This is a genomic window from Achromobacter sp. HNDS-1 (assembly GCF_040084795.1).
GTDB classification, from domain to species: Bacteria; Pseudomonadota; Gammaproteobacteria; order Burkholderiales; family Burkholderiaceae_B; genus Achromobacter; species Achromobacter ruhlandii.
This window is the reverse complement of the sequence record NZ_CP157584.1, coordinates 4,440,227-4,457,870: the sequence shown is the minus strand read 5'-3', so window position 1 is coordinate 4,457,870 and position 17,644 is coordinate 4,440,227. Positions and strand designations below refer to the sequence as shown.

Here is a 17,644-nt window from a genome sequence, read left to right as displayed (position 1 = left end):
GGCCCTCAGGCCGCATCCACGTAGTTCGGCTTGCCGCCCAGGAACTTCAGCAGTTCCTCGGGCTGGCTGACCTGCGCCAGCGGTATGAAATACACCTCGTCCGGCACGTCCTGGCGCTGCACCGGAATGATCTGCAGATAATCCGGCGTCAGCGCGATCAATTCGATCTTGTCGTTCTCGTAGGCGGACTCGAAATGGCTGCCATTCTGATCCAGCACGAAGCGGTCCGCATAAAAACGCGCCGATCCCTTCAGGCTGGCGGCGCCCTTGAAGATGGTCTTGCGGATCATGCGCTTGAGCACCCACTTGGGCGTGGGCTGGCCGTTGCCCAGGCCCTTGATGATGCGGCGCGTCTTGGCGGCGGCGATGAAGCTCAGCGCCATCAACAGCATCACGCTGGCGAACACGGCGGTATGGGCGCCCACCTTGCCGGTGGTCAGCTTCTCGATGCCGACGATGACGATGGACGCCAGGAACGACCCATGGCGGATCCAGGTCCAGGTGCGCGTGGCCGCGTTGACCACGTCGGCGGCGCGCTGGCGCTGCGCCAGCAGATGGGCCTCCAGCGTTTCTAGGGGCAGGTCGTAGTCGGCTTGGCTGATGGGGACGGCGTCGGTCACGGCGGGGCCTTTCTGGATACGGACAAAACCTCGGATTATGCCTGTCCGCAGCCCCGACAGGCCCCAGGCCGCTGGCGTGTCCGCAGGGCCCGCGGGTTTTCCCGATCCATGCCGGACGGGCGCATTGCATGAAAAAACCCGCAGACCCCGTGAACGGGATGTGCGGGTCTTGCGGTCCGAAGCCGGGCGCGCTAGGCGCCCGCCGGATCAGCCGAACACGCGGAAGCGCTCGGCGTCGTCCATGAAGGCCTTTTCGCCAAAGCCGTTTTCATTGGAGCCGAACGGCATCTGCGCGCGCAGCTTCCAGCTGGCGGGCACATTCCATTCACGCGCCACGGCGGCGTCGATCAGCGGGTTGTAGTGCTGCAGGCTGGCGCCCACGCCGGCATTGGCCAGCGCGGTCCAGACCGACAGCTGGGCCATGCCGCCCGCCTGTTCCGACCACACCGGGAAGTTGTCGGCGTACAGCGCGAATTTCTCTTGCAGGCTGCGCACCACGTCCTGGTCTTCGAAGAACAGCACGGTGCCCACGCCAGCGGCAAAGCTCTTGAGCTTGGCTTCGGTCTGGGGGAAGTTCTCGGCCGGAGCGACCTTGCGCACTTCCTCGGTGGCCAGGTTCCACAGCTTGTCGCTTTCGGCGCCGAACAGGATCACGGCGCGCGAGCTCTGCGAATTGAACGACGAGGGGCTGTGCTTGATCGCTTCCTGGATCAGGGACGCCAGTTCCTCTTTCGAGGCGGACAGGTTGCGGCCCAGCGAATACTGCGTGCGGCGCTTCTTCAGTGCGTCGAGGTATGCGTTGCTCATGAGGATATGCCTTTCGACTGGTAGATAGAGGGGTAGGGAGTGAGCAAATTCTACTGGCCGCCATCGCGGGCGACCACCGCCCCCGGGCCAAAAACGGCGATTTTTCCCGGAACAAACTGTTCCAGTTTTGTAGCCAATGACCTCGAATGCCTGGCCCCGTGCAGCGATACGTCGGCGCCGCGCCTCCGCGCCACGACGCTGATCGTCAAGTTCCGCTTGAAGATCCCTTAAGCAACATTCGTTTCCCGGACCTCGCGCGATCCCGGATAGTGCGCGCAAGCGCAGCCTTTCCCGCGCCGCCCCGTTCCCCACCCCGGTGATGAACGCCCTGGACCCCCGGCATTGCCGTCAGTCGGGTGGCGGACGTGGTCTTGCCCAAGGCCGAAGACTTCATTGCGCTGCTGCACCACGCCTACCAGGGCGAAGCGCCGGCCGCCGTGTGAGTCGCGGCCGCGCCGACGGCGGCGCCGGATCCGGCGCAAATGGTGTCAGACTACGGTTTCCCCCATCCGGAGCCCACCCATGCTGAAAGACCGCCGATTCCTGATCTGGCTGGCCGTGTTCGCGCTGGTCACCGTGCCGCACGTGGCCCTGCTCTGGCCGCGCAGCCCGGAATATCCGTCCATCGGCGGCGGGGGCTACGACCTGTCCGGTTTCGTCTACACCCTCGCCCTGCTCGCCTTCACCGGCATCTGGTCGCTGATCGCACTGCTGGTGGCGTTCGGCCGCAATGAGGCGATGGCGGCCCGGCGGGCCTACTGGCTGGCCGGCATCGGCGCCGCGACCTTCGTGGCCGCGGCCATTGCCTTCGGCCACAACCTGCATTGACGGCAGGCGGACGGCGCTTTTCCCACGCACGCCCGGCAGCGCGCCGCCGCCCCAAAAAAAAGAAGCCGGCACACAAGGTGCCGGCCATTCACGCCTGCGCCACGACGATGGCGGGCACGCGGCCCGCCGCCATACGGCGCATCGTCGTCAGGTGCCGACGGCGCTGCCGTCCTGCTTCCAGATCACCACCGTGGCCGGGCGCGGCCGCGTGGCGGTGGCGTCGTCGGGCCACTTGGATGCCATCAGCGGATTGTTCTGCGCATCCGTCACGCTCGGACCTTCGCCCGGGTGCTGGATGTTGATGAACAGGTACTTCTGGTCCGGCGTCCAGGTCAGGCCGGTCACTTCGCAACCGATCGGACCCGTCATGAAGCGGCGGATTTCCTTGGTGGCCGGATTGGCCACCAGCATCTGGTTGTTACCCTGGCCGGCGTAGGCGCCGGTGTTGGAGTAGTTGCCGTCCGTCTCGATCCACAGCAGGCCGCGCTTGTCGAAAGCCAGGCCGTCCGGGCTGTTGAAGGTGTTGTCCGCCGTGACGTTGGCCGAGCCGCTGCGCAGGTCGGTGCGCGGATACAGCGTCGGGTTGCCGGCCAGCACGAAGATGTCCCACTCGAACGTCAGCGACGCCGGGTCGCCGTTCTTCTCGCGCCAGCGCACGATCTGGCCGTACTGGTTGCCGGTGCGGGGGTTGGCATCGTTGGCGCCCGGATGCTGGGGGCCGCCCGGATAGCGCGCGCTGCTGCTGCCGCGCGAGCTGTTGTTGGTCAGCGTGACGTAGGCTTCGCGGGTGGTCGGGTGGGTGGTGATCCACTCGGGCCGGTCCATCGGCGTCGCGCCCACCGCATCGGCGGCCTGGCGGGTCTTGACCAGCAGTTCGCCCATGTCCTGGTTGAACAGCGCGCCCAGGGTGCCGCCGGCCAGCGCCGGCGTGTCGAGCTTGAGCGGGATCCACTCGCCCACGCCCATGGCATCGCCCTGCGCGGCGCCGTCCAGGAAGCGCGCGACGTACAGCGTGCCCTTGTCCAGCAGCAGGCGGTTCAGCGCCGGGCGGGCCGGGTCGTACTTGCCGTCGGACACGAACTTGTAGATGTACTCGCTGACCTGGTCGTCGCCCATGTAGACCACCACGCGCTTGTCATCGGCCAGCGTCATCGCCGCGTTCTCGTGCTTGAAGCGGCCCAGCGCGGTCAGTTTCTTGGGCGTGGAGTTCGGATCGAACGGATCGATCTCCACCACCCAGCCGCAACGGTTGTATTCGTTGGGCTCCATCGCCCAGTTGAAGCGGTTGTCGTAGTGATCCCAGCGGTACGAGCTGCTGGAGGTCTTGCCCGAGCCCTTGTAGCGCTCCATGTGCGCCTGGTATTCGGCGTCGGGATAGTTCACCGTGGCCGGGTCGGCCGTGCCGACGCCGAAGTAGTCGGTGAAGTTCTCTTCGCACGTCAGGTAGGTGTTCCACAGCGTGTAGCCGTTGCCGCAATTGCCGAAGGTGCCGAAGCAGCGCGTGCCCGACGGGTCGGCGTTGGTGCGCACCAGGCGGTTGCCGGCGGCCGGTCCCACCAGTTGCATGGCGACGTTGGCATTGACGCTGCGGTTGAAGGGCGAATCCAGCACCGCTTCCCACTTGCCATTGGTCAGACGCAGATGGCGCACCGACACGCCGTGCGCGTGCTGCGACTTGCGCACCCAGTCCAGGTTCCACTGCGCGTTGCCGGGCTGCACGCCGACGGGATAGAAGTACTCGGGCGTGGTGTATTCGTGGTTGGTGACCATCAGGCCTTCCACGCTGCTGCCATTGACGCTATCGGTGCCGTCGATCGGGAAGAAATGCAGGCCGTCATGGTTGTAGCCCAGCTGGCGGGCCTGGTCGTCGCCGCCGTTGCTGGCATCGGCCTTGAAGGCCGGCGCGCCGGCGAACAGCGGATCGCCCCAGCGGCTGATCACGGCGAACTGGTAGCCCTCGGGCACCACCACGGTGTCGGCGGTGCTGATGGGCACGGCCTTGAAATTGAGTTCCACCGGCTTGGCGGGCGTTTCGCCGCCGGGGTTGGTGGCGCCGGGATTTTCGCCGGCGGGGGAATCGTCATCGTTGTCATCCCCGCCACAGGCGGTCAGGCCCGCGCCCATGAAGCCGACGGCGCCAGCCCCCAGGCCAGCCTTGAGAAAACCGCGACGCGACACCGCGCGTCGCACCACTTCATTGAAATGCGGTGCCGTGGAGGGGTTGGACGGGATGTCGTCCTGGTCCGAAACGCTCATCAGATTTCCTGTCATTTTCGATGTTCTGGCCGGTTCACCCGCGATCCAGCCTGGCGGCATGATCGTTCCCCAACATGACGCGGGAATAACAGCTAAATGAAAGGTTGGTGAAGGAAAGGTAAAGCAGGAGGGGTAAAGCAGAAGGCGGGCTCGCGCGCAAGGATCGGACATGCGCCTAGCGCCATGCGCCAGCGACGTTGGGGCAGGCCACACCGGGGCCATGCATGGAGCGCCCATGCAAAACGCCCGCTGGAACTTGCGTTTCAGCGGGCGTTTCACGAGGAATTCCTGGTGCCGACGGCGAGACTCGAACTCGCACAGCTTTCGCCACTACCCCCTCAAGATAGCGTGTCTACCAATTTCACCACGTCGGCTTCTCAGAAAAGCAGTGCTTTCCTGGAAAGTCGAACATTCTATCACGCAATTGCCGCTTCGCGTCAATTCGTCCCGGCACGTCGCTCACCCCGCCGCTGCCGGACACGCCCTTCCCGCTCGGGCAACAAGCCCTTACAAGCGCGACGGCCGCTGGCATCAATCTGTCATGTCGCCCGGCAATACTGGCATCCTCATGCGCACACCCGGGGTTGTTCCCGGGGAATTTCCTCCGGATATTCATATGAAAGGGAATTCGTTGGCGCGCATGCCTGGCCGGCTTACGATGCCAGCCATACACAACAGGGCCTCAGGCCCGTAGAAAGGTTCCACCATGCAACGTCTGATCTCCCCCATTCTGGCTCGTCGCCCCACGCTGCTCGCCGGCCCGCGCAGTTCGCGCCGCTACGACGCCGTTTTGTCGTTGCGGGCCTACCGCGAAGCGCGCCAGCTGCGCGAATCCGCTGAACGCATCATGGCGGTGTCGGCGCGCCACATGCTGCCGGGCGCCTGAACGCATCCTTGCCCCGCCAACCGGCGCCGCTGCGGCGCCACCAAGAAAAAAGGCCGGCGATCCGCCGGCCTTTCTCATGCTGTCGAGGCTTACTTGGCCGGCGTTTCAGCCGGCTTGTCGCCCGAAGCGGCCGGGGCCGACGGCACCGAGGCGTCCGGCTTGGCAGCCGGGGCCGAACCGGCGCCAGGCACCGACGAGGCCGCGCCCGGCACTGACGAGGCGCCCGGCACCGACGACGCACCGGCGCCCTGCGGGGCGGGCGCGGCGCCCGGCACCTGCGGCACGGAACGGTCGGCCGGGAAGTTCTGCATCACGCCGGAGTCGACGGCGGGGCCGCTGGTGCCCTTGTGGCTGACATAGGCCAGGCCGGCCGTGGAGGCAAAGAAGACCACCGCGGCCCACTTGGTGGCGCGCGACAGGAAGTTGGCCGCGCCGGTGGCGCCGAACAGGCTGCCCGACGAGCCGCTGCCGAACGCGGACCCCATGTCGGCGCCTTTGCCCTGCTGCAGCAGGACCAGCACGATGATAGCCAGCGCCGAGATCACTTGGACGGCCAGCAGAAGTTTGAGCATCAAGGGCATTACAGACTCCGGAACGGAAACTTAGATGGCGGCGATTCGCAAAAATTCTTCGGCCACGAGCGACGCGCCGCCGACCAGGGCTCCGTCGATATCAGTCATGGCGAACAAACTGGCGGCATTGGCAGCTTTGACGCTGCCGCCGTACAAAACCTGCACCTGGGCCGCGCCCAGCGCGGCCAGGGCGGCGCGGATGGCGCCGTGGACTTCCTGCGCCTGCTCGGGGCTGGCGGTGCGGCCGGTGCCGATGGCCCAGACGGGCTCGTAGGCCAGCACCATGCGCGAGACGGCCTCGGCGCCCAGCGCCAGCACCGGCTTGAGCTGGCGCTCGATCACGGCCAGCGTGTTGCCGGCCTCGCGGTCGGCCAGGGACTCGCCCACGCACACCACCGGGGTCAGGCCGGCGGCCAGGGCCGCACGCGCCTTGTCGGCGACCATCTGGTCGGTTTCACCGTGCAGCACGCGGCGCTCGGAGTGGCCGGCCAGCGCATAACGGCAGCCGAATTCCTTGAGCATGGCGCCGGCGACTTCGCCCGTGTAGGCGCCCTTGTCGTGGGCGCTGACGTCCTGCGCGCCCCACGACACGGCGCTGCCGGTCAGGGCCGAGGCGGCCTGCGCCAGGTACGGAAACGGAACGCAGACGCCGATTTCGCAATGGCTGGCGGCATCCGCGGCGCGCAGTTCGGTCAGCAACGCGGCATTCTCGGCCAGGTTGCCGTGCATCTTCCAGTTGCCCAGCACGAGGCGGGCGCGGTGTTCGACTGAAGTCATGGCGCAAATGTCAGAGTGGGTGAACCCGGGGGAAAAGCACCCGCCCACGGGCTGGCCTGGAAATAATTCCAGGCGAAACCCGTGATTGTATCCTGTTGCGCGGCGCCGCGCCGAACGCCGCGCGATTCTTACACGGTCAGGATGATTTTGCCGATGTTCTCGCCGCCTTCCATCATGGCGTGGGCCTGGGCGGCCTGGGCCAGCGGGAAGGTGGCGTGCACGATCGGCTTGATCGCGCCCTGCTCCAGCAGAGGCCAGGCGCGCTCGCGCAGCGCCTGGGCGATGGCGCCCTTGAAGGCCACCGGGCGCGGCCGCAGGGTGGAGCCGGTGATGGTCAGGCGGCGGCGCATGACCTGGCTGGTATCGACATTGGCCTGCGCGCCGCCCAACTGGGCGATGATGACGATGCGGCCGTCGTCGGCCAGGCACTGCATGTCGCGGGCGATGTAATCGCCGGCCACCATGTCCAGGATCACGTCGACGCCGCGGCCGCCGGTGGCGTCCTTCACTTCCTTGACGAAGTCCTGCGTCTTGTAATTGATGCCGCGCGCGGCGCCCAGGGCCTCGACCGCGCGGGCGCGGTCATCGCTGCCCACGGTGGCGTAGACCGTGTTGCCCAGGGCGCGGGCCAGCTGGATGGCCGTGGTGCCGATGCCGCTGGCGCCACCGTGCACCAGCAGGATCTCGCCATCGGCCAGGCGGCCGCGGTCGAACACGTTGCTCCAGACCGTAAAGTAGGTTTCCGGCAGGCCGGCGGCTTCGATATCGGACAGGCCCTTGGGAATCGGCAGGCACTGGGCGGCCGGCGCGACGCAGTATTCGGCGTAGCCGCCGCCCGCGACCAGCGCGCACACCTTGTCGCCCAGCGCCAGGCCGCTGCCGGCCAGGTCGCCGCCGACGATTTCGCCGGCCACTTCCAGGCCCGGCAGGTCGGACGCCCCGGGGGGCGGCGCATAGTTGCCCTTGCGCTGGAACACGTCGGGACGGTTGACGCCCGCGGCGCTGACCTTGATCAGCACTTCGCCCTTGCCGGCCTCGGGCGTGGGGCGTTCGGCGGGAACCAGGACCTCGGGGCCGCCGGGGCGGGAGATTTCTACACAGTGCATCGCGTGCCTCCTTCGCAGCAAATGGATTATTATTGCGCCCTTTACGGCAAGTCGCGTTGTCGTCGGGTAGAGTGTTTGCCTGGCGGCCGGATTGCCGCCTCCGCAGTACAGTGCGGGACCAGGAAGCGTGGCAGAGTGGTCGATTGCACCGGTCTTGAAAACCGGCAACGGGCAACCGTTCGTGAGTTCGAATCTCACCGCTTCCGCCAGGAATCCGTCCGCCCCCTTTTTTGCGCCATGGCCCCCAATCGGCGGGCGGCGGCCTCAATCGCGCCACGCCCCAGGGCCCGGACCCGCGTCATTGGTTGATCACGGCGCCATCACCGCGATGCTCGCGGCCACCTGCCGCGGCCGGCGCCGCGTCCGTCGATGGCGCCACCGCATCCGACCGCTGACGCTGGATCTGCTCGAGCCGCGCGGCCGCCTCGTCACCTTTCAATTCGGCGACCCGGCCGCGCACGACCGCATCCATGTATTGGCGCGTGAAGGGTTCGCCCACGCGCCAAGCGTCGCCCTCCCGCAAGAACTCGAAATCACCTTCGAACACCTGCCAGTCGGCGCGGCCGATGGCGGACATCAGCCGGTCGCGGTACTCGCCCTGCAGGCGGCATGACCACCGGCCGCCGCCAAGGTCCTTGCAGTCGCCCAGCGGCTGCACATTGCGCACGGTGCGCGTATCGGTTTCCGGCGGCAGGCCCATGCGCTCGCGCTGCCGGTCGTACGCGGCCTTGCGCGCCGCGCCCCGGGTCAGCTCGTCGAAAGCCGCCGCGCCCTGCTCGAAGGCGGCGGCCAGTCGCGCCGCGCCCGCCGGCTGGCCGACGGCGCGCGGCTTGCCATCGGCACCGAGCTGGCCGTAACGGGCCCGGACCACGCGCGGATCCGCGCCGGCGATCATCATCTCGCCCTTGTCGTTCGGGCCGATGGTGTAGGCCAGGACGGAGCTGGCCTCGCCGGCCTTGAGCGTGGCGATGCATCCGCGCGAGCGCTCCGGCTTGAGATAACCGACCTCCTGCACATCCGAAAACGTCGCCAGGTACAGATCGGCGGGCGTGGCGCCGCCGGCCAGCGGATTGCGGGACATCTGCTGGATGCGCGAAGTGAACAGGCTGGCGCGCAGCGTCTTCTGCACGTCGGCGTCATCGCACCGCGGCGGCGAGGCCGGCGCGAACAGGTACCATGCAACGGCCGCCACCGCGATGAGAGCGCCGCCGCGCCAGGCCCAACGTGGGCCGGGAAAGGCCGCCTTCAGGGTCGCCTGCCGGATCTGCCGTTCGTATTCTTCAAGTTTGCGCTGCATCAGCGCATCCATCTCGGCCAGCGCCTGGCGGCGCGTGGCATTGCCGGCAAAGGCGCCCTCGGTCACCGACAGCTCGCCGATGGCCCCGAGATCCGCGTCGGACACAATGCCCTCATCCACCAGCCAGAACAGCGCCTCGCCCAGCGAGGCCCAGGATTGCACAGTGGCATCGCCCAGCCGCTGGCGCGCGGCCTCGTAATGATCCCGGCGGATGACGCCATCGGCAAGCAGACGATCGAGAAGCGCAGTGGAAGCGAGAGCCATGGGCGCGCGGCGGCCAGCCGCCAGAACGGGGACGGCACATAATACCGCCGGCGCGGGCCGTGGCTCAGGCGGCCGGGGACGCGGCGTAGGTCTTGGGAATGCCCGCCGCCGCCACGCCGCTGCGCAAAGTCTCCTGCGGCAACGACGCCGCCAGCAGGGCGCGCGCGGCCAGCAGCCTCGGCAGGTCGACGCCAGTGCGGTAGCCCATGCTTTCCAGCATGAACACCAGATCCTCGGTGACGATATTGCCCGACGCCCCCGGCGCGAACGGGCAACCGCCCAGCCCGCCCAGGCAGGCGTCGAACGCGCGGATGCCTTCATCCAGGCCGGCCAGCGCATTGGCCAGGCCCAGCCCCATGGTGTCGTGCAGGTGCAGCTTCACCAGCCGCGCGCCGACGGCATCCTGGGCGGCGCGCACGGCCTCGCGCACGCCCGCCGGATGGGCATAGCCAACGGTGTCGGCCAGCGCGATCTCGTCGGCGCCGGCGCGCATCACCGCCGCGGCCACCTGCGCCACGCGGCGCACCGGCACCGCCCCTTCCATCGAGCAGCCGAAGGCCGTGGCCACCGCCACGTCCAGCCGCACCGGCCGCGCCTGCGCCCGCAGCCAGTCGGCAATCGCGGCCACGGCCTCGACCTGCGCGTCCGTGCCCTTGCCGACATTGGCATGACTGTGCGTGTCGCTGACCGAAACGGGAATCGCGACCACGTGCGCGCCCGCCTCATACGCCGCGATGGCGCCCTTCAGGTTGCAGGCCAGCGCGCACACGGTCAGGCCATCGATGCCCAAAGCCTGCGGCAGCACCCGCGCCGTATCGGCCATCTGCGGCACCAGGCGCGGCGACACGAAACTGCCCACCTCGATCTCGCGCAGGCCCGCGGCCGCCAGCTGCCGTATCCAGCGCAGCTTGTCGGCGGCGGCCATCATGCCGCGCGCCATCTGCAACCCGTCGCGCGGGCCCACCTCGCACAATCTCACTGCCTGGTCCATGTCGTTTTCCTGGTCGAATGCGCCGCCCGCTATTGCTGCACCACGATGCCCGCGGTGGCGATGGTCTGGCGCGCCTTGCCGATGTCCGAGCGGATCAGCGCGGCGAACTGCTCCGACGACACCGGATCGGCCTCCAGCCCCTGCGCGGCCAGCGCATCGCGCACATCCGGGCGCGCCAGCAGCTTGTTGAAATCGGCATTCAGGCGCGCCACCACCGCGGCCGGCGTCTTGGCCGGCGCCAGCACGCCGTAATAGGTCACCACGCTGAAATCTTTGTAGCCCAGCTCGGCCACGGTCGGCACGTCGGGCAGCGCGGGATTGCGCTTGGGCGAAGTCACCGCCAGCGCGCGCACCTTGCCCGCCTTGATCAACGAGGCCGCCGACGAGATCGACGAGCCGGCGAACTGCAGGTGCCCGCCCATCAGGTCGGCCAGCGCCGGCGCCGAGCCCTTGTACGGCACGTGCTGCATCTTGAAGCCGGCCTCGTGCTGCAGCATTTCCATGGCGATATGCACGCCGCCGCCCGTGCCCGAGGTGCCGTAGGACAGCGTGTTGGGCGCCTTGCGCGCGGCCTCGATCACTTCCGGCAGGGTCTTGTACGGCGAGCTGTCGGACACCAGCAGCACCATCGGCGTGGTGGCCACCAGCGCCACCGGCACCAGATCCTTGACCGGATCGTAGGCCACCTTCATCAACAACGGAATCAGCGTGACGTTGTCAGACTGCCCGATCACCAGGTCATAGCCCTGCGCCGGCGCGCGCGCCGCCTCGGCCAGTCCCAGCGCCGTACCCGCGCCCGGCTTGTTCTCGGGCACCACCGACCAGCCGTTCAGTTCGTGCAGCTTGTTGCCCATCAGGCGCCCGATGTAATCGGTGCCGCCGCCCGGCGTGGACGGGATGATGATGCGGATGGGCTTGCTGGGATAGTCCTGCGCGTGCGCCACGCATGCGACGGCCATCGCGGCCACCGCCAAGAGTCTGCGGATCATCGGAAAGTCTCCTCTTTGGTGTATGTCTTGGCGGTCTGGCGCCGCCTCGACGGGGACCGGCTCTACGGCCGGTTCATGCCTTGTCCTCGCAATGCACCACGCCCGCGGCGCGCAGGGCCTCGATGCGCGCGGCATCCAGCCCCAGGCCCCGCAGGATGGCTTTGGTATCGCGCCCCTGGGCCGGCGGATCGAAGCGCTTGCCGGCCTTCAGGCCATCGAATTCGATCGGCAGCGCCGCCGCGGCGATTTCGCCGCCGTCCGGCAGGGCCGTGGCCAGCAGCGCGCCGCCGACATTCAGGTGCTCGTCGTGCAGCAGGTCGTGCGGCTGGCGGATCGGCCCGTACGACAGATTGGCGGCCTCCAGCGCCGCGCACAATTCGTCGGTCTTCCATGTCTTGAGGATCGCGCCCACGCCCGGCACCAGCCAGGAACGCGCCGCCTCGCGGTCCACGGCGGTGGCCAGGCGCGGATCGGCGGCCCATTCCGGCGGCAGGAATTTCTGCGCGAAATTTCGCCATTGGGCATCGCCCACCACGGCCACGAACACCCGCCCATCGGCGGTCTCGAACACGTCGTACACGCCCCAGGGCGGCTTGCGCTCCGCGCCGAAGGGTTTGGGCGCGGTCCCGGTCAATTGGTACTGCGCGATGAACTGTGCCACCAGCAGCAGGTTGTTCTCGAACAGGCCCGAGCGCACATGGCGGCCGCGCCCGGTGACATGCCGATCGTGCAGCGCGGCCAGCGCGCCCACCACGCCGAAGGTGCCGCCCAGGATGTCATTGACCGACGCCGCCACGCGCTGCGGCGTATCCGCGCCGCCATTGATGTAGGCCAGTCCGCCCATCATCTGCACCACCTCATCCAGCGCGGTGCGGTGCTTGTAGGGGCCGGACAGGAAGCCCTTGAGCGACACATAGATCAGCCGCGGGTTCTCGGCCGACAACGAGGCGTAGTCCAGCCCGTACTGCGCCAGGCCGCCGTCGCGGAAATTCTCGACCACCATGTCGGCCTGCAAGGCCAGCTGCCGCGCCAGCGCCTGGCCCTCGGCCGATTTCAGGTCGATCGACAGGCTCTGCTTGTTGCGGTTGAAAACGGGAAAGTAGCCGCTGCCCGACCCCTTCAGGCGACGGGTGCGGTCGCCGTCGATCGGCTCCAGCTTGATCACCTCGGCGCCCAGGTCGGCCAGCGCCAGGCCGGCGGCCGGTCCCATGATCATGTGGGACAGTTCCAGCACCTTGATGCCGCGCAAGGGCAGCTCGTCCTGGTTCATGAAGGGGGAAGCCGGTGCTGCGGTCATCGACATTTTCCTCTGGCCTGCGCCGTGGATCGAAGGCCCGGGCGCCAGGGGCCCGAGCGGTACGCAGCCATCATCGCGGGCGCGGCGGCGCGGGAAAAGCGCTCTTTCAGCACCGGGGCATTCTCGTTTCGGAACGTCCGGGTTAGCCCTAGGAACGCGAGGCTAGGGCCACGGCGCCGCGCCCAGGTGCGCCAACAGGGCGCGCGCGGCGGGTGGCAGCGCGTCCAGTTCGCGCACCGCGATGCACAATGGCGTGCCCGCCCAGGGCCCGGACAGGGCGATGAAGCGGATATCCGGGCTGGCGTGGCGCGGCTTCAGATACATGGGCACCACCGCCACGCCCATGCCGCGCGCCACCAGATTGCAGATGGTCTCGTGCGAACTGACACGAGCGCTGATGCGGCGCGTCACGCCGGCCTCGCGCGCCGCCTGCTCGAACACCGCGCTGATGCCGTTATCGCGGTTCAGCTCGATCTGCTCATAGGGCAGCAACTGCGCATAGTCCAGGATCTCGCTGTCGGCCAGCAGGTGCTGTCCCGGCACCACCGCCGCCAGTTCGCAATAGCCGCAAGGAAACACCTGCAGGCCATCGTGGCCGAAGTCCGAGCCCACGGCCACATCGGCGCGGCCCTGCAGCACCTCCTGGAAGACCTGCTGCGTGGTGCTTTCCTCCAGCGCGATCTCGATCTGTGGGTAGGCGCGGCGAAACGACTGGATCTGCGCCGGCAGGTCACCCGACAGCGCCGCCACGCTGGCCGCCAGCCGGATGCGCCCCCGCACCCCGGTGGCAAAGGCCGCCATCTCGCGGTGCATGCGCTCCATCTGCTGCAATACCCGCCGCGCATGCTCGGCCAGCGCCTGGCCGGCGGGCGTGGCCTGCACGCCCTTGACGTCGCGCGCCAGCAGCGGCACGCCCAGGACCTCTTCCATCTCGATCATGCGCTTGCTGACCGCCGAGGGCACGATGTTCTCGCGCGCCGCGGCGCGCGCCAGGCTGCCTTCTTCCAGCGCCGCCAGGAACAGGCGCAGGGAAACCGGATCGATATCGCGCGAATGGGACGCGGCGGGCAACGGACGCTTCATGGCGGCAAGTGTCCCGCGTTGCGCGGGGCGGCAGGGATCGGGGTTTTCCCCAGCAAGACCGACACGGGTCCGATACACTGCGCCTGGCCATCGCGCGGCCACCCGCGCGACGCAGGACGCTCTCCGTTTGAACGGCAACCAGAATAAGACGCGCATCATGCAGTGCCCCCAGTGCAATTGGCAGAATCCGGCCTCTCATACCCAGTGCTTCAGCTGCCACGCGCCCTTGCCCGCGCCAGCGGCCCCGCGCGCGGCGCACGCCAACGTGCCCGTGATCCCCGGCATCTGGTCGCGGCTGGCGGCGAGCGGGGCCGACGCAGCCGCCATGATCGCGGCCATGTTCGCCTTCTCCTGGGCCACGTCCCTGAGCTACCAGGCCTTGCTGGAACAGCCCTGCCCCCAGGCGCTCACCCTGGCGGCCGGTCTGCTGGGCCTGCTGCTGCCCGCCTTGATGGACGCGTGGGGCGCCGGCTCGCCCGGCAAGCTGTTGTTCAAGCAGCGCGTGGTCAAGCGCGACGGGCAGAGCCCCGGCCTGTTGCGGTCCCTGTGGCGGCATCTGATGAAGTTCCCCCTGAACCTGGCCCTGCCCGGCGTGTTCCACCATATCCAGCAGGCCATGTTCGGCGAACGCGCCATGCACAACTGGGCCGCGGGCACTTACGTCGTTTCGAGCCGGGCCGATCCGCGCGCGATCCTGGCGGCCGTGAGCCAGACGCGCTCGATCACCGGCGCCGGCAAGTTCCTGCTGTTCGCCGCGGGCGCGGTAGTGCTGGTGCTGGCCGGTTTCGTGCTGGCCGCGCTGACGCTCGGTCCGCGCGATGCCGACAACCCCGTGGTGGCCGACGTGCGGCACCTGGATCGGGTATCGCAGCCGGTCCGGATGCTGGCGGAAAACCACTACCGCGGCACCGGCAAGTTCGCCGCGACCTTGCAGGACCTGGGCGTGACGCGCGAATCGCTGGCCTCCAGCGGCTTTTCCAACCTGGAGCTGAACCCGGCCAATGGCGTGCTGCGCTTCACCATTGCCGGCCCCGCCGATGCCAATGACGCCTCGCCCCTGGCGGGCAAGCACCTGGTCTACCTGCCCGAGCTGCGCGCCGAACGCAAAGGCGGCGGCATCCGCCGCTGGCAATGCGGCAGCGACGACATCGCCGTGAGCGACCGCCATTACGGCTGCCGCCACGCCGCCGGCGCCGCCGCCCCCTGATGCCAGCTTGCCGCCCAAGGAATCCGCATGTCCAATCTGATCGAATCCATCCAGCGCGCCGAAGACGCCGGCGACACGACGCGCATGCTCGCGCTGTGCGACCAAGGGCTGCGCGAGCAGCCCAACGCCGCCGAGATGTGGGCATCGCGCGCCCGCTGCCATGCCAGGCGCGGCGCCGCGGCCGCGCGCGACGCCGATCTGGCGCGGGCGCTGACGCTCGATCCCCACTGCCCGGACGCCATCGCCGTGCAGGTCACCGCGCGCTATGACGAGGGCAACCCGCAAGCGGCCTGGCGCCTGCTGCGCGACGCCTGCCAGCGTACTTCCGGACATTTCGGGCTGCTGCTGGCCGAAGCCTACCTGTTGATCAACGACGGCCGCCTGCAGGATGCCATCGACTGCTGGACCCGCGCGATCCAGCGGCGCCCGCAGGCCGGCGCGCCGCATTGCTACATCGCGTCCAACCTGGCCAATGCCGGGCGCCACAAAGAAGCCGTGCCCTACTTCGAACGCGCGATCGCGCTCGCCCCGGACAACGGCCGCTTCATGTACGACGCCGGCAACACCTATCGCCGCCTGGGCGACCTGCACCGGGCCATCGCCCTGTTCGACCGGGCGCGGGCGATCCTGGGCGAGGAAAACGCCATCCAGCACAACCGGGCCTCATGCCTGCAGGCGCTGGGCCGCGATGCCGACGCGGTGGAAGAATGGACCAGCCTGCTGCGCCGCGAGCCCGACTGGGACTGGCCGCTGGAGGGCAAGGCCCGCTCGCTGCACCGCCTGGGCCGGGCCAGCGAGGCCGCTCCCCTGTGGCAAAAGCTGGACGCCCTGTCGGACAACGGCTGGGAAGGCCGCAAGGAGCAGGCCCGCGAGTATGTGCGCAGCGGCCACCCCGAGCTGGCGCAAGAAGCCCTGCGCGAGCTCGATCCGCTGACCAGCGACGATACCCAATTGCTGTTCGTGGCCGGCAACGCGCAACGCGACCAGGGCGAGTGGGAGCAGGCCCTGGCGTACTACCTGCGCGGCTACGAACTGGCGCCGGACGACGATTTCCTGCCCGGCAACGCCGCCGACATGCTCGCCCGCCTGGAACGCTACGACGAAGCCCTGCCCCTGTCCGAAGTGGCGATCGCGCTGGACCCCGATTGGCTCAAATGGCGCCGCGTGCGCATCGACGCCTTGACCCACCTGGGCCGTGGCCCGGAGGCGGTGGCCGATGCCGAACGCGCGCTGCAACGCTGGCCCGACGACAGCAGGCTGCAGGCCGACGCCGTCAACGCGCTGATCGCCGCGGGCCGCCACGACGAAGCCCTGGCGGCCTGTGACCGCCTGATCGCGATGGACCCGGAGTTCCGCAGCTGGACCCTGTTCTCGCGCGGCGAGATCTACGGCGCCATGGCACGCCATGCGGAATCCGCTTCGGCATTCCGCCAGGCCGCCGCGGCCTACCAGCAGAACGGCAAGCCGCAATACCAGGCGCTGTCATTGGAAAGAGCCCTCGCGGCGGAACGGCAGGCCAACGCGCCGCGCGGCCTGCTGGGGCGATTGTTCGGCCGCAAGTAGACATCGAGGATGGCGTGCCGCGCCGGATGAGTCGACGGCCGCAATGGCTTGGCCGGGACGATGCCGGCGATCACTCGGGCAGCGCCGGCGCGGTCACCCAACCGTAGCCCTGCAGCAAGCCCAACAGGCAGCGGCGCGCCACCGCCACCGCCTCGTCGCGCAGCGCATCGGCGCGCCAGCCCATTTCGATGGCGTAGTCCGGCATGGCAATCGGGCACGGCAGCCGCCGCAGTCCGGCGACCGCCGCCAGCCCGCGCGCCGCATGCGCCGGCAAGGTGGCCAGCGCATCACCGCCGCGCAACAGGAACGCCAACGCCGAGAAATGCGTGGTGGACGCCAGCACCCGGCGGCTCAGGCCCAGGCCATGCAGCACTTCATCGACCACGCCGATGAAGCCGCCCGACGACACCAGCACGTGCGGACGCCGGGTGAAATCCTCCACCGACAACGCATCCTGGCCCGGCGCCAGGCTGGCCGGATCCACCAGGCAGGCATAGCCCCCCTGTCCCACGGTGACGCGCTGCAACGCCGGCGCGGTCAGGCCGCCGGATGCGATCACCAGGTCGACCTCGCGCGCCATCAGCATGTCGGCGGCCACGCGGCTGTGGGTCTGGCGGAAGATCAATCTCAGTCCCGGCGCCGCCCCGGCCAGCGCCGCGATCGCCTCGCGTCCCAGCGCGATCTCGAAATCGTCGGACAGGCCCAGCGTGACCGAGCGGCCGCCGAACCCCGCAGCGCCCGGCCGGGCCAGCGACAGGCTCTGCCGGCACTTGTCCAGCGCCTCGCCAATGATCGGCCGCAGCTCGCGCGCCCGCAGGCTGGGCGACAGGCCACGCCCGGTGCGCACGAACAGCGGGTCGGCATAGAGCACGCGCAGCCGCGCCAGCGCCGCGCTGACCGCCGACTGGGTCACGCCCAGGCGCAGCGCGGCGCGGCCCGCGCCGCCCTCGTCGTAGATCGCCTCGAACACCTTGAGCAGGTTCAGGTCGGTCGACTCGATATCGATCTGGTTCATATCATTTATCGCCAGGCAGGATTGATTGATTTTAGGCCGCCCCCGACACTAGGACGCATCGACTCCCCTGTGAAAAAGGAACCCCC

The 17,644-nt window shown here is 68.8% G+C and carries 17 protein-coding genes and 2 tRNA genes; 5 read left to right on the top strand and 14 right to left on the bottom strand.

Annotation, left to right across the window (positions count from 1 at the left end; genetic code table 11):
• Nucleotides 1-5: 5 nt before the first annotated feature.
• Both ABFG95_RS20675 and ABFG95_RS20670 read right to left on the bottom strand, forming a co-directional pair.
• Nucleotides 6-620 (bottom strand): hypothetical protein, encoded by a 615-nt coding sequence (locus tag ABFG95_RS20675; RefSeq protein WP_054417559.1) that lies wholly within the window; start codon nt 618-620, stop codon nt 6-8.
• A 207-nt stretch (nt 621-827) separates the two neighbouring features.
• A complete protein-coding gene (locus tag ABFG95_RS20670) occupies nt 828-1,427 on the bottom strand; it encodes a nitroreductase family protein (RefSeq protein WP_336730403.1) in 600 nt (199 codons plus the stop codon).
• 522 nt (nt 1,428-1,949) lie between these two features.
• On the opposite strand from ABFG95_RS20670, the gene ABFG95_RS20665 reads away from it, so the two are divergent.
• Complete coding sequence (locus tag ABFG95_RS20665) at nt 1,950-2,255, top strand: hypothetical protein (RefSeq protein ID WP_049071902.1); 306 nt, start codon at nt 1,950-1,952, stop codon at nt 2,253-2,255.
• Between the two features lie 147 nt (nt 2,256-2,402).
• Here the strand turns inward: ABFG95_RS20665 and ABFG95_RS20660 are convergent, their stop codons facing one another.
• Nucleotides 2,403-4,511 (bottom strand): PhoX family phosphatase, encoded by a 2,109-nt coding sequence (locus ABFG95_RS20660; protein WP_175144262.1) that lies wholly within the window; start codon nt 4,509-4,511, stop codon nt 2,403-2,405.
• A gap of 289 nt (nt 4,512-4,800) precedes the next feature.
• Nucleotides 4,801-4,885 (bottom strand) — tRNA-Leu (locus ABFG95_RS20655).
• 332 nt (nt 4,886-5,217) lie between these two features.
• On the opposite strand from ABFG95_RS20655, the gene ABFG95_RS20650 reads away from it, so the two are divergent.
• Nucleotides 5,218-5,397 carry a hypothetical protein gene (locus ABFG95_RS20650; RefSeq protein ID WP_348994880.1) on the top strand — a complete coding sequence of 60 codons (180 nt, stop codon included), beginning with the start codon at nt 5,218-5,220 and terminating at the stop codon, nt 5,395-5,397.
• A gap of 89 nt (nt 5,398-5,486) precedes the next feature.
• Here the strand turns inward: ABFG95_RS20650 and secG are convergent, their stop codons facing one another.
• From secG to ABFG95_RS20635, 3 genes are all read right to left on the bottom strand, one after another.
• Nucleotides 5,487-5,978: a preprotein translocase subunit SecG gene (secG, locus tag ABFG95_RS20645; RefSeq protein ID WP_059269463.1), complete on the bottom strand. Its 492-nt coding sequence runs from the start codon at nt 5,976-5,978 to the stop codon at nt 5,487-5,489.
• 21 nt (nt 5,979-5,999) lie between these two features.
• Nucleotides 6,000-6,746, bottom strand: a complete 747-nt coding sequence (gene tpiA / locus ABFG95_RS20640; protein ID WP_026382285.1) for a triose-phosphate isomerase — start codon at nt 6,744-6,746, stop codon at nt 6,000-6,002.
• 128 nt (nt 6,747-6,874) lie between these two features.
• Nucleotides 6,875-7,852 carry an NAD(P)H-quinone oxidoreductase gene (locus ABFG95_RS20635; RefSeq protein WP_348994879.1) on the bottom strand — a complete coding sequence of 326 codons (978 nt, stop codon included), beginning with the start codon at nt 7,850-7,852 and terminating at the stop codon, nt 6,875-6,877.
• Between the two features lie 121 nt (nt 7,853-7,973).
• Here ABFG95_RS20635 and ABFG95_RS20630 point away from each other — a divergent pair.
• Nucleotides 7,974-8,061, top strand: a tRNA-Ser gene (locus ABFG95_RS20630).
• An 89-nt stretch (nt 8,062-8,150) separates the two neighbouring features.
• Here ABFG95_RS20630 and ABFG95_RS20625 read toward each other — a convergent pair.
• From ABFG95_RS20625 to ABFG95_RS20600, 6 genes are all read right to left on the bottom strand, one after another.
• Nucleotides 8,151-9,413 carry a hypothetical protein gene (locus ABFG95_RS20625; RefSeq protein WP_238908019.1) on the bottom strand — a complete coding sequence of 421 codons (1,263 nt, stop codon included), beginning with the start codon at nt 9,411-9,413 and terminating at the stop codon, nt 8,151-8,153.
• A 64-nt stretch (nt 9,414-9,477) separates the two neighbouring features.
• On the bottom strand, nt 9,478-10,404 hold the full coding sequence (locus tag ABFG95_RS20620; protein WP_054417557.1) for a hydroxymethylglutaryl-CoA lyase: 927 nt from the start codon (nt 10,402-10,404) through the stop codon (nt 9,478-9,480).
• A gap of 29 nt (nt 10,405-10,433) precedes the next feature.
• Complete coding sequence (locus tag ABFG95_RS20615) at nt 10,434-11,393, bottom strand: tripartite tricarboxylate transporter substrate binding protein (protein WP_059269460.1); 960 nt, start codon at nt 11,391-11,393, stop codon at nt 10,434-10,436.
• 73 nt (nt 11,394-11,466) lie between these two features.
• Entirely contained in the window at nt 11,467-12,690 is a 1,224-nt protein-coding gene (locus ABFG95_RS20610; RefSeq protein ID WP_348994878.1) for a CaiB/BaiF CoA-transferase family protein, read from the bottom strand.
• A 162-nt stretch (nt 12,691-12,852) separates the two neighbouring features.
• Nucleotides 12,853-13,773, bottom strand: coding sequence for a LysR family transcriptional regulator (locus ABFG95_RS20605; protein ID WP_238908022.1), 921 nt, complete (start codon nt 13,771-13,773; stop codon nt 12,853-12,855).
• Nucleotides 13,774-13,968: 195 nt separating this feature from the next.
• Nucleotides 13,969-14,112, bottom strand: a complete 144-nt coding sequence (locus ABFG95_RS20600) for a hypothetical protein (RefSeq protein WP_236747502.1) — start codon at nt 14,110-14,112, stop codon at nt 13,969-13,971.
• Here ABFG95_RS20600 and ABFG95_RS20595 point away from each other — a divergent pair.
• Nucleotides 14,111-14,980, top strand: a complete 870-nt coding sequence (locus ABFG95_RS20595; protein WP_278990152.1) for an RDD family protein — start codon at nt 14,111-14,113, stop codon at nt 14,978-14,980. The two genes, ABFG95_RS20600 and ABFG95_RS20595, sit on opposite strands and share 2 nt — an antisense overlap.
• A gap of 27 nt (nt 14,981-15,007) precedes the next feature.
• A complete protein-coding gene (locus tag ABFG95_RS20590; RefSeq protein WP_348994877.1) occupies nt 15,008-16,543 on the top strand; it encodes a tetratricopeptide repeat protein in 1,536 nt (511 codons plus the stop codon).
• Between the two features lie 70 nt (nt 16,544-16,613).
• Here ABFG95_RS20590 and ABFG95_RS20585 read toward each other — a convergent pair whose 3' ends face one another.
• Entirely contained in the window at nt 16,614-17,558 is a 945-nt protein-coding gene (locus ABFG95_RS20585) for a LysR substrate-binding domain-containing protein (protein WP_059269457.1), read from the bottom strand.
• Nucleotides 17,559-17,644 lie beyond the last annotated feature (86 nt).

Coding starts and splice junctions, on each gene's coding strand:
- ABFG95_RS20670 (WP_336730403.1), bottom strand. CDS start 1,427: ATGAGCAACGCATACCTCGACGCACTGAAGAAGCGCCGCACGCAGTAT.
- ABFG95_RS20665 (WP_049071902.1), top strand. CDS start 1,950: ATGCTGAAAGACCGCCGATTCCTGATCTGGCTGGCCGTGTTCGCGCTG.
- ABFG95_RS20660 (WP_175144262.1), bottom strand. CDS start 4,511: ATGAGCGTTTCGGACCAGGACGACATCCCGTCCAACCCCTCCACGGCA.
- ABFG95_RS20650 (WP_348994880.1), top strand. CDS start 5,218: ATGCAACGTCTGATCTCCCCCATTCTGGCTCGTCGCCCCACGCTGCTC.
- secG (WP_059269463.1), bottom strand. CDS start 5,978: ATGCCCTTGATGCTCAAACTTCTGCTGGCCGTCCAAGTGATCTCGGCG.
- tpiA (WP_026382285.1), bottom strand. CDS start 6,746: ATGACTTCAGTCGAACACCGCGCCCGCCTCGTGCTGGGCAACTGGAAG.
- ABFG95_RS20635 (WP_348994879.1), bottom strand. CDS start 7,852: ATGCACTGTGTAGAAATCTCCCGCCCCGGCGGCCCCGAGGTCCTGGTT.
- ABFG95_RS20625 (WP_238908019.1), bottom strand. CDS start 9,413: ATGGCTCTCGCTTCCACTGCGCTTCTCGATCGTCTGCTTGCCGATGGC.
- ABFG95_RS20620 (WP_054417557.1), bottom strand. CDS start 10,404: ATGGACCAGGCAGTGAGATTGTGCGAGGTGGGCCCGCGCGACGGGTTG.
- ABFG95_RS20615 (WP_059269460.1), bottom strand. CDS start 11,393: ATGATCCGCAGACTCTTGGCGGTGGCCGCGATGGCCGTCGCATGCGTG.
- ABFG95_RS20610 (WP_348994878.1), bottom strand. CDS start 12,690: ATGACCGCAGCACCGGCTTCCCCCTTCATGAACCAGGACGAGCTGCCC.
- ABFG95_RS20605 (WP_238908022.1), bottom strand. CDS start 13,773: ATGAAGCGTCCGTTGCCCGCCGCGTCCCATTCGCGCGATATCGATCCG.
- ABFG95_RS20595 (WP_278990152.1), top strand. CDS start 14,111: ATGTTCGCCTTCTCCTGGGCCACGTCCCTGAGCTACCAGGCCTTGCTG.
- ABFG95_RS20600 (WP_236747502.1), bottom strand. CDS start 14,112: ATGGCCGCGATCATGGCGGCTGCGTCGGCCCCGCTCGCCGCCAGCCGC.
- ABFG95_RS20590 (WP_348994877.1), top strand. CDS start 15,008: ATGTCCAATCTGATCGAATCCATCCAGCGCGCCGAAGACGCCGGCGAC.
- ABFG95_RS20585 (WP_059269457.1), bottom strand. CDS start 17,558: ATGAACCAGATCGATATCGAGTCGACCGACCTGAACCTGCTCAAGGTG.